Genomic DNA, 12178 nt, shown 5'->3' with positions numbered 1-12178 from the left:
TGAGAAGCTGAATCATCGCAGGTCGAGGCGCCCTCCTTCGCTGATCGTGCGCTCCGTCACCATCGCCCTGCCCCCATGGTGAATTCATGAGGCCACGACGGGTGTGGTGCGCTGACCGTCGCCCGGGACGCGGGCTGCGAAGTCGCCTGCCTCCCCGGCCTCGCGATGCGGCGGATAGCTGATCTATATCCGGGCGAGGCGAAAACGGACGCGAAGGACGCGGCGGTGATCGCGGACGCGGCCCGGACGATGCCCCATCGCAGGCTCGTCGAACTCAGCCGCCCGAAGGCCCCGCGGATGGCCGTCCGGCTGATCGACGAGGTCCTCGACGCTCTCAACGAACAGACCGTCGTGGTCCCGGGAACCGGGACCCTCGACATCGTGATCCCGTCCCTGGCCGCTTCCCTCGCGGCGGTTCACGACCAGCGCCGGGCCCTGGAAGCACAGATCAGCAGCCTGCTGGAGGCTCACCCTCTTCACCAGGTCCTGACCCCGGTACCGGGAGTCGGCGTCAGGACCGCTGCCGTCCTGCTGGTCACTGTCGGCGACGGCACCAGTTTCCCCAGCGCCGCCCACCTCGCCTCCTGCGCCGGGCTCGCGCCGACGACGAAGTCGTCCGGGACCTCGATCCACGGCGAACACGCACCCAGAGGCGGAAACCGGCAGCTCAAACGCGCCATGTTCCTCTCCGCCTTCGCCTGCATGAACGCCGACCCGGCCTCCCGCACCTACTACGACAGACAAAGAGCCCGCGGGAAAACCCACACCCAGGCCCTCCTCCGCCTCGCCCGCCAACGCATCAGCGTCCTGTTCGCCATGCTCCGCGACGGCACCTTCTACGAGTCCAGAACCCCTGCCATCACCCTCGCCGCATAACCACCCCAAACAGCCCCATACCCGGCACCGCGTCCTTGACGAAGGACATAGAGACACCCCCCGCCTCCGCCCCTGGCGACCACCACCCGACCACAACCGATCACACCACGAAGATCTGAGGCTGTAGTACTAGTCACCCCGCCAGGCCAAGCACTCTCCCCGCAACTGGTTGACACGTCACAGGAAGAGCGCCTATCCGATAAAATATCTCCTGGGTCCGGTACCGATGCGCCGACTGGGCCCGTGCGGCACAGACAAAGTCCCTCGCGCCAGAATTAAGTCGGCCTGGACGGTCGGTCTGCAGGACTCCCAGCCGCGAATTCCTGCGAATAGGTTAGGCCGTCCTCCCGAAACTTGAGGTCCTCCGATGGGCAAGCGGATGCGACAGGTCCTTGATTCAGCTCTCCGCACTGGAACGGCGACATCATGAACATGACGGATGACGACACTTCGCCTGGTCCGGGAACGAGGGTCATAGGGGCGGGAAGAGCCTTCGCGTGGATGCTGATGGTTACGGGCGCGGCGGGGCTGCTGGCGGCGTGGGTGATCACGCTGGACAAGTTCAGGCTGCTGGAGGACCCGGATTTCACGCCCAGCTGCAGCCTTAACCCGGTCGTCTCGTGCGGCAACATCATGAAGAGCAGCCAAGCCGCGGTCTTCGGGTTCCCGAATCCCATGCTGGGCCTTGTCACCTACGGCATGGTGATCGCCACCGGCGCCGCGCTGCTAGCCGGTGCCCGCTACCGCCGCTGGTACTGGCTCGGACTGAACGCCGGTACGCTCTTCGGGGTGGGCTTTTGCATGTGGCTCATGTACCAGTCGCTTTATGAGATCAGCGCGCTGTGTCTGTGGTGCTTGCTGGTGTGGGTGGCGACGATCGTCATGTTCTGGTATGTCACCTCGCACACCGTCCGACGCAGCCTACTGCCCGCACCGCGTGCCGTGCGCGCCTTGTTCGCCGAGTTCACCTGGCTGCTGCCCGTGCTGCACGTCGGCATCATTGGGGTGCTGATCCTGACTCGCTGGTGGGATTACTGGATGAGCTGAGCAGTACGGGGCAGTTGTCTGCTCGGCCGCTGACTGGTAGGCGCGCCGTCATGAGGCTGGTGAGATTACCCCCTCCTGCATCGCTGGGCCTGCGCGGCCTTCTGCCCGCGGCTTTGGGGGCGGGTGGCCAGGGCGCGGTCCGTTTCGCTTCAGCTGCGCGGAACGGTAGTCCGGCGCCTGGCCAGCCGATGCCTTTCCCGGCGGATGAACGGCGCCCCGGCTGGGCCGACCGCCGGGACGCACGTTCTTGCCCGCGCGGCGGGGCTGCCAGTTCCGCAGGAGGTAGGCAGCACCCTGGACGAGGAGGTAGGCAGCCCTGGACGATTGGCCCGCCCGCGGGCGGCCACTACCCGATAACAGGGCAGGCCTCGCGGGCGTCACCGGCCTTGTTCTTGCAGCAGCTCCGCTACGCAGAAGGCCATTTCGAGGGACTGGTGCATGTTCAGGCGTGGATCACACGCTGTGTCATATCGTGTAGGCAGGTGGCCTTCTGTCAGGCCGAGTGCACCTCCTAGGCACTCTGTCAAGTCTTCTCCCGCCAGTTCAAGGTGCATGCCCCCAGCGTGGGTGCCAAGGCGCTTGTGAACCTCGAAAAACCCTGCTAGTTCATCAAGGATGTCTTCGAATCGTCGCGTCTTGTAGCCACTGGAGCTCTGTTCCGTATTTCCGTGCATCGGGTCGCATACCCACAGGACGGAATGGCCACTAGCTGTCAATTTTTCGACGACGGGAGGGAGAACCGACCGCACCTTTCCTGCCCCCATCCGGCTAATGACCGTAATCTTTCCCGGAGTGTAGTCGGGGTCGAGGCGGTCCACGATCTCTACCGCTTCCTGCGGCGTGACAGAAGGACCGATTTTTACACCAACGGGATTATCAACCTTCGAGACGAAGTCGACGTGCGCTCCGTCTATCTGCCGGGTACGTTCACCCACCCAGATCATGTGGGCGGAGAAATCGTATGCCGCCCCGTCAGTGGTCGCCCGGGTAAGGGCGCTTTCGTACTCGAGGACCAGGGCCTCGTGGCTTATAAAAATCTCCGAGTCACGCAGTGCCTCTTCTCTCACTCCGCAGGCAGAGACGAACATGAGCGCGTCTTCGATCTCTTCTGCAAGATCAGCGAACCGATGCCGGGCAGGGGATGAATTAACGAACTTGTTCAGGCACGCGTGGACGGCATATATATTCGTCAGATCCGGATGCATCGAGTTCTGGATCATGTTCGCCGCGACAGCAGAATGCGCATACGCTTCCACGAGCCGGTGGGGATCGGGGGTACGGGCTGTCGCCGTGGCTTCAGACCCGTTAATCATGTCACCGCGATATGACGGAATGCCGTTGGCATCAACGGGGGACGATCGCGGCTTTGCGTACTGCCCGGCGACACGTCCAACCTTGATTACTGGCAGCTTCTCTCCATAAGTCAGGACAATCGCCATCTGGAGCAAAGTCTGAGTCAGCGCATGCAAGTGCTGCTCTGTGTTCGTCGCAAAAGTCTCAGCGCAGTCACCGGCCTGCAGCAGAAATGCTTTACCCGCCGCAGCGCCAGCTAGATCCATACGCAGTCTGTCGATCGCCTCTCGCGAGACGATCGGGGGAGAAACCTCTAGCATATGGACTGCTTCTTCGAGTTTCTCTGTATCTGGCCACGCCACTTTCTGTGCCTGAGACAAGCGCTTCCATGCATACAGGCCATCAACTGGGGGGCGTGGGACGGTCGTTTGAGGCGGCATGCTGTTGCTCCAGGGACCTCGCGGCCCACGGCGCATGGTGAGAGGCGTATCCGCTCGATCACAATGGAGCCGGTGGCCACCTGAGTGATCTATTGCTACTACCATACGCCTCAGCAGCCCCTTTTCGATAGTGTTCACAGACTGCAAGCAGGCTTGGATGTGTCTTGCCTGGTGGTGCAGCGGCTGCCTGGCGGGCTCTGCCGCCATGTTTCGGGATATCGAAGCCGGCCGCGCACCTGCCGGTTCATCTGGTCGCACGAGCCGGGGTGTGCGGCCGGCTGCACGAGGTGGTGCGGCACCGACGCGATGACGCCGGCCTCACCGACGTATCTCGTGTGGTCCCCGGCCTGGCGGTGGGGGCCGGGCGGACGTCCCGGGGAGCACTGCCGACGGGAGATCGTCGATGCCATCCGGTATGTGGTGGACAACGGCTGCAGGTGGCGGGCGCTGCCCGTGGACTTCCTTCCGCGCTCCACTGTGTATGCCTTCTTCGTGCGGTAGGAACGTACCGAGTACGCTGATGACCTGCATGACTGCACGACCGGCTCCGCCAGAAGGCGGGCCGTAGCCCTGAGCCGAGCACGGCCGCGCCGTGATCGACTCGCAGTCGCTGCGGGCCGCCGGGACCCTCACCGGCGGCAGCTGCGGCTGGGAAGATGGCCGGTCATCGGGCCGGCAGAATGCGCCGTCATGCGTCTTCGCCCTGAGCTCCGGCCAATTCCTCCCTGAGAGCCCTGCGCCGGTCCAGCCGGTGCCGCCGGCGGATCTGCGCCTCCTGGTATCGTCGCCAGTCCTCGGAGGTTTCAGGCAGCACCGGGGCAACAGGCCGCGGCTTGCCATCACTGTCGACAGCGGTGAACACCAGGTAAGCGCTGCCGACTTGTACAGGAGGCGTGGATTCGTTCCAGCGCTCGGCAAGCACCCGGACACCGATCTCCATTGAGGTGCGGCCGGTCCAATTCACCTGGGCCTGGACATGTACAAGATCGCCGACGGTGACCCTTTCCGCGAACGTGACCTCGTCCACCGACGCGCTGACCGCGGGACCCTCCGCGTGCCGACTGGCGACGGCCGCTGCGACGTCATGTGCGAACTGCATGATCACTCCGCCGTGGACCATGCCCAGCAGGTTCGTGTCAAGGAGCGTCATGATGCGGCTCAGCGACACGCGCGACGACGAGGCCGGCTTCCCGGAAAGGTCCGGCATTGGGTACCACCTCACTCAAGTGCGGTCGGTCGTCAGCGCAGGCGCCTGCCACGTTGTCCCGCCAGGGGCGGGCGCCACAGGAGGGGGCGCAGGGATGGAGGCGGCGGGACTGCCCTCGCCGACGGTCACGGTAGCGCTCTGGGGTGTACGGCTCGTTTCGACACTTCGAGTACCGCCGGAGGAAGCCCACAACGACGCCACTTACAGGAGTGCCATCTTCTCCCCGATCATGATGCACGTTGCGTTGGTGTTGCCGGAGATGGTTTTCGGTATCGCCGAGGTCCGCCACACGCAGATTGCGGACCTCGTACGCGCAGCGAGGGATCGGCAACAGCCCCGTCGCTCCGCACCATGCGGCATGTGCCGACCTGGTGGTGGTAAGACGATGCCGCCTGCCTGATGTACGCCCCCATTCCTTTTCGTCCGCGCTGATGGCCCCGGTACCACCTCTGACTTCCGCCACCAGTCGAAACCATGTCCGATATCCCGGGCCATTCCGACCGCCTCGGCCAGGGCTGTTCGATCAGTGTCCGGTGGACCGGCTTCTATCACATGCACGGAGAAGCCACGGTCAATGAGCTGCCGTGTGATACCGCTTCCTGCAGACCCAGCACCGATAACAATGCAGTCAGTCACGATGACGTCCGTCATCACCTCACCTCACAGCGTCGGCGAACGCACTGCGAGATATTACTTATCCCCAGGCTACCTCGCCCGGGAGCTTTCGGATGGACCGCTAGTTTCTTCATTTTTGGGCACGGGTATGCCGGCTGCCGGGCAACCGGAAGAAGAGCAATCGGAATCCGAAGACGGCTCTGCCGAGACCGGTACCTCTCTGATCGAGGAGATCGTGCGGGAGGGCGCGAGGCGGATGCTGGCCGCCGCGCTGGAGGCGGAGGTGGAGCAGTACTTAGCCGGGCTCGCCGGCCGGCGTGATGAGGCCGACCGCCGACTGGTGGTCCGCAGGCGGCCGGCACCGGCCCCGGGTCGGTGACCACGGCCGCCGGGCCCATCGAGGTCTCGGCACCACGCGTGAACGACAAGCGCATCGACGGGACGAGGGGTGAACGCATCCGGTTTTCCTCGAAGATCCTCGCGCCGTGGTGCCGTAAATCCCCGGAGATCAGCGAAGTCCTGCCCCTGCTCTGCCTCCACGGCCTGTCCTCCGGCGGCTTCGTGCCCGCGCTCGGGCAGTTCCTGGGTGGCACAGCCCGGCCTGCCGGCGGCGGCGGTGACCCGGCTGGCCAGACAGTGGACCGCCGGGCATGCCGCCTTCCAGCGCCGTGACCTGACGGAATCCGACTGCGTCTACGTGTGGGCCGGCGGCATCCACCCCAGGATCCGGCTGTCCCGGACGCACTCCTGCCTGCTGGTCCTGACGGGCGTCCGCGTGGACGGCACCAAGGAGCTGATCGCAATCGCCGGGGGGCCACGGGAGCCGGCCGGGTCGTGGGCGGATCGTCGTCGGCGACGGTGCTATGGGCCTGTGGCGGGCCCTGGCGGAGGTGTTTGCGCAGGCCAGGCACCAAAGATGCTGGGTTCACAAAACCCGCAATGTCATGAACGCGCTGCCGAAGTCGCAGCCCGGCGCGAAGAAGGCCCTGCGGGAGATCTGCAGCGCCGAGGACCGCGGCCATGCGGAGAAGGCGGTCACCGCGTTCCAGAAGGCGTACGGCGCGAAGTGGCCCAGGGCGGTGAAGAAGATCACCGGTGAGATCGACGAGCTGCTGGCGTTCTACGGCTTCCCCGCCCAGCACTGGATCCCCCTGCGGACGACCAACCCGGTCGAACCGACCTTCAGCACGGTGAAGCTACGGACCAAGGTCACCCGCGGCGCCGGCAGCCCTACCGCCGCCCCCGCCATGGTCTTCAAGCTCACCGAGTCCGCCCAGGCCCGCTGGCGCGCGGTCACCCCACCCCACCTCGTCGCCCGCGTCCGAGCCGGCGCCCGCTTCGAGAACGGCCACCTCGTCGATCAGGACGAGCCCCTCGCAGCATGAACCGTCGCCGAGCGGGAGCGGCTGACAGTGCCGCCCCTGACTCGAATCCGGCCGGCATCTGGACACACGTCAAGCGCAGCGGGCCAGAAGTGTGCTGGAGGGGCAGGCACCCGGCATTGCCGGTGTTTTGACCGGCCGCGCCTTTCAAATTACTCCGTTTCACTCGCGCTGTACTATCCTGGGGATGATTACTGTTAGTCGATCAATTAGCTACACCGGGCTGCACTGTGAGACGAGGGATCTTCATGTCCGCCGCGTATATTCTCACTACCGGCAACAAGGCTGAAATCACCCTACCGCCGCATTCGCGAGTACATGTCACGGTGAAAACTAACTCTGTCGTCATCCAGCAGGTGGTAGTCATAGGTAATGGCGCCTGGGGGAGGCAGCTGTACGCGGGATCCGGTGAGGGTAACATCATCGGCAACAAGACCATCACGGGCGTGCACCAGCTTGTTGCGATTTTCTCCTATGCACGGACCGGACCGGACCTTATGCCGAGCAAGGTTAACGCGGGCGGACCCTACTGTATCGGATTCTACAATATGATTGTGATTGTCGCTGAAAACGGCGAGGGTATTGACTATAATGATGCAATTCTCGAACTCAACTGGCACACGCCGAAGCCGGAAGTGATCGTTCAGCATAGAGCGGCTAAGCAGTAGGCTGACACTGTACTCTCCCAATTCGACTGTCCGCTGTCTGAGTTGTCTCTAGCGTGGGCCTGACCCGCTGAGTTTCCTAAGTGAGCTTCTTCAGGTCGAGGACGGCCTTGCCGATTGACGTGAGCGGGCTGGGGCTGACGCGGACTTTGCGGGAGATCCGCCAGGCTTTGAGCCGTGCGAAGGCCCGTTCCACAGGTGAGCGGAGCCGGGCGTGTGCCCGGTTGACGGACTTTTCCTTCACGGTGAGTCCGCGGCGTGGGTCGCTCGACCGGGGTGGCGAATGTTCTGTCGGCGCCCTGGCAAGCCTTGTCCGCGAGGGCAGGGATCTTCAGTCGTTCACAGAGGTGACGAAGTCGTGGGTCCAGGCGCCGGGGATGTCCGCGGCCGGTCCGGGCAGGGCCGACGAGTACAAGATGAGTTCCCCGGCGGCCCCGGTGACAGCCTGGATGTTCACCCGTGCTTGCGGTGCTTGTCCGAAAATAGTCGTCCTGGCCATTGCCCACGCGGTCGCAGTCGGCGTGCGTTCCGTCCACGAGCGCGAACCGTTCCGACTTCTCTGCCGCTCCGTTGTTAGCCATCAGAGAGGATGATCGACACCGGCGTCACCGCGGGCGTGACCAGCGACGAACGAGAGGAACTCAAGCGGCTGCGGGCGGAGAACAAACGGCTGCGCGAGGCCAGCGAGGTGCTGACGCCGGGGGAACCCAGCCCCCGAAACCGCTGACCCGTAGTCTTCGTCGACCAGATGAAGGCAGCCGGTCATGCCGTCGAGTCGATCCTCATCTCCCTGAATTACCTCGATCAGCACGAGATCCCCCGGCCGGAGCCCTGGGCACACTGGACACCTGACCCCGGGTATTCAGCGGAATTGGGTGATCTGACGGCCTGGTAGCAGAAAGGTGCCGCTGGCCTGCAAGGATGCGAGTGTCGGGGTCGTATCCGCTGCGAGAGTCAGGGCACCAATCTGGTGAGCGAGCCTGCAGGGTGGGACCGGCGTCTGTCCGTGGTCGCCGGCGGCAAAGGGGCTGGCCGGGCGTGCCGGGGCGGTACTGCTGCGCCGGCTGGCTGACCGTGCGGGGTTGACGGCAGCGCTGGCGGCCGTGCTGCCTGCCGGGACCGGAACCGGCTGGCGAGACCGCGCGGCCGTGGTCGTGCACCTCGCCGTGGCGATTGTGCTGGGGGCGGTAAATCTGTTCGACGCCGAGCAGTTGCAGGCCCGTCACCAGGGACTGTCCGGGCCAGCGGTGCCGGACCCGGCGACCCGCCGGACGCTGGCCGCGATGGACGGAGAGGGCCTCGCGAAGACCGGACAGGTGCGGGCGCGAATACGCCGTCATGTGTGGTCGCTGCTGCATCTGCGGCCGGGCGGCTTCCCCTGGCTGACGGTCGCCGGGAAGTGTCTGCACCGCTGGGTGGTGACCGGCATGGACGCCACGGTCATCACGGCGGTGCCGAAGAAGCAGGGCGCTGCGGCGGCCTGGAAGAAGTCGTTCGGGTTTCATCCGCTGGCCGCGTGGTGTGCGGACACCGGCGAGTGTCTGGCGGTGCTGCTGCGTGCGGGCAGCGCCGGCTCGAACACGGTGGCCGGCCACGTCCGGGTGCTGCGCGAGGCGCTCGCCCAGGTCCCCGGAGCCTCGACGGCGAAGTTCCTGGTGCGGGCCGGCGGCGCGGGCGCCACCCATGGCCTGCACGAACGCCTGCGGGATCTGAACACCATGCGGCGCACGGTCCGCTTCACCACCGGCTGGAGCATCACAGGCGAGGACGAGAAGGCCATCGCCCGTGTGCCTGAGGCAGCGTGTCAGACCTCGCTCAAGCAGGAGGCAGCCCCCAGAAGGCTGCTGCTTCGTGGCCGGGTTGACCGGGCTGAACCGCCGGGAGGGCTGGATCAAGGGGATGAGGCTGATCGTCCGCCGGGTCAGGCCGTCCGGCCGGCAGATGAAGGACCTCACCGCGTTCGGGAAGAAGACCGGCTGGAAGTACTCGATCGATCACCGCCACCAGCATCAACAAAATGACCGCATCCCCGGCTCCCACCAGATCCAGTGGCTCGACGCCCTGCACCCCACCACGCCGTCGTCGCGGACCACGTGCGAACGAACAAGACAATGGAGCTGCACAACCTGCCCGCCAAGTCCTGGACGATCAACGCGGCATGGATGCTGACCGCGAACCTCGCCGCCGGCCTGGACGCCTGGCTGACTGCTCACTGTCCACGGTCAAGACGACCTGGCCGACGCCGGGCCCGACACCACGCGCTTGCGCCTCTGCCACCTCCCGGCCCGCCTCGCGAAGCACGCCCGCCGCCACTGGCTGCGGACCGAACGCTCCTGGCCCTGGGCCGGCGCGTTCGTCCTGGCCTGGCAGAGGCTCTACGTCCTTCCGGCAGTCACCTGACCACCGGCTCACGCCCCGGCGACCAGGAAGGAGAACAACCCGCCACACTCCGGGCCCGTGGAACCCGGCGCCCCGCAGCGTCACGCGAAGACCCCGCCCGACACCCACGGGAACAAAACGGGGTGAACCCACCACCTCACGAAGCAGCGATCACCACTGAAGGATCGAGGTCAACGAGGGTTCACGCCACCAGAAACGACCTCGGATTTAACAAAACAGTAGGGCACAGGAAGCCTCGGAGGGCGGCTCTCTCGGCAGGAATGCCTCCCCCGAGGCTCCACCACGATGTCAAACCACGTGGCCTGCAGAAACAGGCCGGAATGGGCTCCCGGTTCTTAGCTTTGCGCTCCTGGATCGGCGAACAATACGGTGGGTTCGGTCTTTGAACCGGTAACCCGGCATTGGCGGGTGTCACCCTGATTGGAGACCACCTTGCAGCCCGTGACGTCCTTTTCGCTGTCGATGTACACATGGAGGTAGGCGCCGGGTGCTTCGTAGCTCACCATGACCGAGCTGGGCTCCGAAAATTGAGCTGCCCAGCTGGTTTTTTCCTCAGAGTTCACGATGGTGCTGTTAACCACGCCGGGAGACTGGGTGAAATCTGCTCCCTCTCCCGCGTAAGTATTCCAAAGCGTGAGTGGTCCCCTAGTCTGATTGTGAACTGTTACCCGGACCTCTTCTGCATCTTCAACGGTGACATTTTCGGTGGCAGCATGAGCCGCCCCTGCGGTAAGTGCCCCAGTTGCAGCTACTGCAGCAAACAGACTGCTGCCGATTGCCGTCCTTATGCGCTTCATCACGGACTTCCTCAAGCTAGGCAAGATGCGGGTACGGTGGGCCCATCAAACAAAGGGGCGCCCCCTCGAGTCTGGTCGCGTCTGCCATGTACGGCATCGGCCGATCGGCCCCTGGCTGGACGGGATCGCGTCCGGCGAAGTGGTGTATCAGGGTAGGCCTAGCCTCCTGATCTTGAACACACGAGACCCGGGATCCTGAGGATCCGAGGACGCGGATCTCGTAGTCATGAAGAACTATCCGCCGGAGTTCAGGGCCAACTTCCCGGTCAGCCCACGCAGCACGGCGGTCCGGCAGAGGGTTGCCCGAACACCTTCCTGCCTTATGGACTGACTGCGGCCCTGTGATGTCCTATGCCTACGTCCAGATCGAAGTAGACACCGATTCCACCCCCGTCGCTCACTGAGCCTTCTATCAGACCCTTCCCAGCCCCCTGCAGCACCAGCGTGTCGGCATCCACGTGACGAAGGCCTGTCTCACCCCGGAGAACGCGGCGAGCGGTCATGCCCTGATCAGCGGTCTTCCGATGTCTCCCGGTCCGATGACACCACTTCCATCATGATCGGAAAGGGCCGGAAGCCATGCCCCCGCCGGAGACCGGGAGCCCCATGCGGGGCCACGAAACCGGTACTGACTTCGGCTTTTCAGGGTGGGCGGTCAAGGATGAGGCCGGTGTCGGCGAGGACGCCGTTGAGGCTGTGGGGGCGGTACTGCAGGCGTTTGAGGCGATTACGCACCGCGGCTTCGAGCTCGACGGCGTTGAGCCCGGGTGCATAGGCGGGCAGGATGAACACCGTCAGTCAGTCCCGGCCGCGATCAGCTCGCGCATCGCGTGGGAGACATGGGTGTTCAGACAGTCCCGCACCAGCACGATCGGTGCCTTGGCAGCTGGTACGTGCCGTCGATCAGACCGATGTAGTCCTGCTCGGACATGCTGCACCGTCGCCCTTGCGGCTGGTGTGACGGCGCAGGCGGTGACCAGCCGGGTCCGGGAGCCCGGCCGCGTCGCGATCAGTCCGGCCACCGAGACCCTGCCGGAACGTCGGCCGGAGGTCCTCACGACCGGAGTGGCACCGCCTCTGCCGCAGATCCGCCCTCTGGGCGGACTGCGGGTGAAGCCTGCTTCGTCCTCGAAGCAGATGCAGCCCCCGCAGGCCGCCCTGGTGCTTTTACCTCCGCCCAGGTCGCCTCCTTCCACACCGCAACGGCCTGCTCGTCGCGTTCCACGGACCGCCGTTCGGGCATCTGCGGGGTGGACCCGAGTCGGCGCATCAGCCTCGTGGCGCCCGAGACTCTGTAGGAGATGGGGAACTTCCGCGCGATCAGCGTGGCCACCCTCGAGGCGGTCCACACCTGGTCCTGGTCCTAGTACTGCAATCGCACTTGTTTGTGGTTGAGTTGGGGTATGGCTGAGCTTGGGGTGGGGTTGGTTGAGGAGTGGGACGGGGTGCTGGCGGG

General features: G+C 65.0%; 15 protein-coding genes and 2 pseudogenes. 8 read left to right on the top strand and 9 right to left on the bottom strand.

Annotation, left to right across the window (positions count from 1 at the left end; genetic code table 11):
* Positions 1-99: 99 nt before the first annotated feature.
* Both AC07DW_RS31540 and AC07DW_RS31535 read left to right on the top strand, forming a co-directional pair.
* A pseudogene (locus AC07DW_RS31540) lies at positions 100-876 on the top strand (transposase); the annotation flags it as partial.
* A 432-nt stretch (positions 877-1308) separates the two neighbouring features.
* Positions 1309-1923, top strand: coding sequence for a vitamin K epoxide reductase family protein (locus tag AC07DW_RS31535; protein ID WP_478861082.1), 615 nt, complete (start codon positions 1309-1311; stop codon positions 1921-1923).
* Between the two features lie 377 nt (positions 1924-2300).
* Here AC07DW_RS31535 and AC07DW_RS31530 read toward each other — a convergent pair whose 3' ends face one another.
* Positions 2301-3656, bottom strand: a complete 1356-nt coding sequence (locus tag AC07DW_RS31530) for a 3-deoxy-7-phosphoheptulonate synthase (protein ID WP_478861079.1) — start codon at positions 3654-3656, stop codon at positions 2301-2303.
* Between the two features lie 306 nt (positions 3657-3962).
* Here AC07DW_RS31530 and AC07DW_RS31525 point away from each other — a divergent pair, with 306 nt between their 5' ends.
* Positions 3963-4157, top strand: a complete 195-nt coding sequence (locus AC07DW_RS31525; protein WP_478861078.1) for a transposase — start codon at positions 3963-3965, stop codon at positions 4155-4157.
* A 187-nt stretch (positions 4158-4344) separates the two neighbouring features.
* Here AC07DW_RS31525 and AC07DW_RS31520 read toward each other — a convergent pair whose 3' ends face one another.
* Positions 4345-4863, bottom strand: a complete 519-nt coding sequence (locus tag AC07DW_RS31520) for an acyl-CoA thioesterase (protein ID WP_478861077.1) — start codon at positions 4861-4863, stop codon at positions 4345-4347.
* A 227-nt stretch (positions 4864-5090) separates the two neighbouring features.
* A complete protein-coding gene (locus AC07DW_RS31515) occupies positions 5091-5339 on the bottom strand; it encodes a GMC oxidoreductase (protein WP_478861076.1) in 249 nt (82 codons plus the stop codon).
* 287 nt (positions 5340-5626) lie between these two features.
* Between AC07DW_RS31515 and AC07DW_RS31510 the strand changes: the two are divergent.
* Both AC07DW_RS31510 and AC07DW_RS31505 read left to right on the top strand, forming a co-directional pair.
* Positions 5627-6863: pseudogene (locus AC07DW_RS31510) on the top strand (IS256 family transposase).
* A gap of 245 nt (positions 6864-7108) precedes the next feature.
* Positions 7109-7528: a fucose-binding lectin II gene (locus tag AC07DW_RS31505; RefSeq protein WP_478861075.1), complete on the top strand. Its 420-nt coding sequence runs from the start codon at positions 7109-7111 to the stop codon at positions 7526-7528.
* Between the two features lie 76 nt (positions 7529-7604).
* Here AC07DW_RS31505 and AC07DW_RS31500 read toward each other — a convergent pair whose 3' ends face one another.
* On the bottom strand, positions 7605-7850 hold the full coding sequence (locus AC07DW_RS31500; RefSeq protein WP_478861081.1) for a transposase family protein: 246 nt from the start codon (positions 7848-7850) through the stop codon (positions 7605-7607).
* 6 nt (positions 7851-7856) lie between these two features.
* The gene (locus AC07DW_RS31495) at positions 7857-7982 is read right to left on the bottom strand and encodes a hypothetical protein (RefSeq protein ID WP_478861074.1); all 126 of its coding nucleotides are present in this window, start codon (positions 7980-7982) and stop codon (positions 7857-7859) included.
* A 132-nt stretch (positions 7983-8114) separates the two neighbouring features.
* Between AC07DW_RS31495 and AC07DW_RS31490 the strand changes: the two genes are divergently transcribed.
* The 3 genes from AC07DW_RS31490 (at position 8115) to AC07DW_RS31480 (ending at position 9925) form a co-directional block, all read left to right on the top strand.
* Entirely contained in the window at positions 8115-8252 is a 138-nt protein-coding gene (locus AC07DW_RS31490; protein ID WP_478861073.1) for a hypothetical protein, read from the top strand.
* Between the two features lie 355 nt (positions 8253-8607).
* Positions 8608-9546, top strand: coding sequence for a transposase (locus AC07DW_RS31485; protein ID WP_478861072.1), 939 nt, complete (start codon positions 8608-8610; stop codon positions 9544-9546).
* 241 nt (positions 9547-9787) lie between these two features.
* Positions 9788-9925, top strand: coding sequence for a hypothetical protein (locus AC07DW_RS31480; RefSeq protein ID WP_478861071.1), 138 nt, complete (start codon positions 9788-9790; stop codon positions 9923-9925).
* Between the two features lie 335 nt (positions 9926-10260).
* Here AC07DW_RS31480 and AC07DW_RS31475 read toward each other — a convergent pair whose 3' ends face one another.
* From AC07DW_RS31475 to AC07DW_RS31460, 4 genes are all read right to left on the bottom strand, one after another.
* On the bottom strand, positions 10261-10725 hold the full coding sequence (locus AC07DW_RS31475; protein ID WP_478861070.1) for a hypothetical protein: 465 nt from the start codon (positions 10723-10725) through the stop codon (positions 10261-10263).
* Between the two features lie 639 nt (positions 10726-11364).
* A complete protein-coding gene (locus AC07DW_RS31470) occupies positions 11365-11514 on the bottom strand; it encodes a hypothetical protein (protein ID WP_478861069.1) in 150 nt (49 codons plus the stop codon).
* A 2-nt stretch (positions 11515-11516) separates the two neighbouring features.
* Positions 11517-11810 (bottom strand): hypothetical protein, encoded by a 294-nt coding sequence (locus tag AC07DW_RS31465; protein WP_478861080.1) that lies wholly within the window; start codon positions 11808-11810, stop codon positions 11517-11519.
* Positions 11777-12055: a helix-turn-helix domain-containing protein gene (locus AC07DW_RS31460; RefSeq protein WP_478861068.1), complete on the bottom strand. Its 279-nt coding sequence runs from the start codon at positions 12053-12055 to the stop codon at positions 11777-11779. Before AC07DW_RS31460 ends, AC07DW_RS31465 begins: the two co-directional genes overlap by 34 nt.
* Between the last annotated feature and the right edge of the window lie 123 nt (positions 12056-12178).

Source organism: Streptomyces sp. NPDC045701 (genome assembly GCF_056432045.1).
This window is presented reverse-complemented; position numbering and strand designations above follow the sequence as displayed.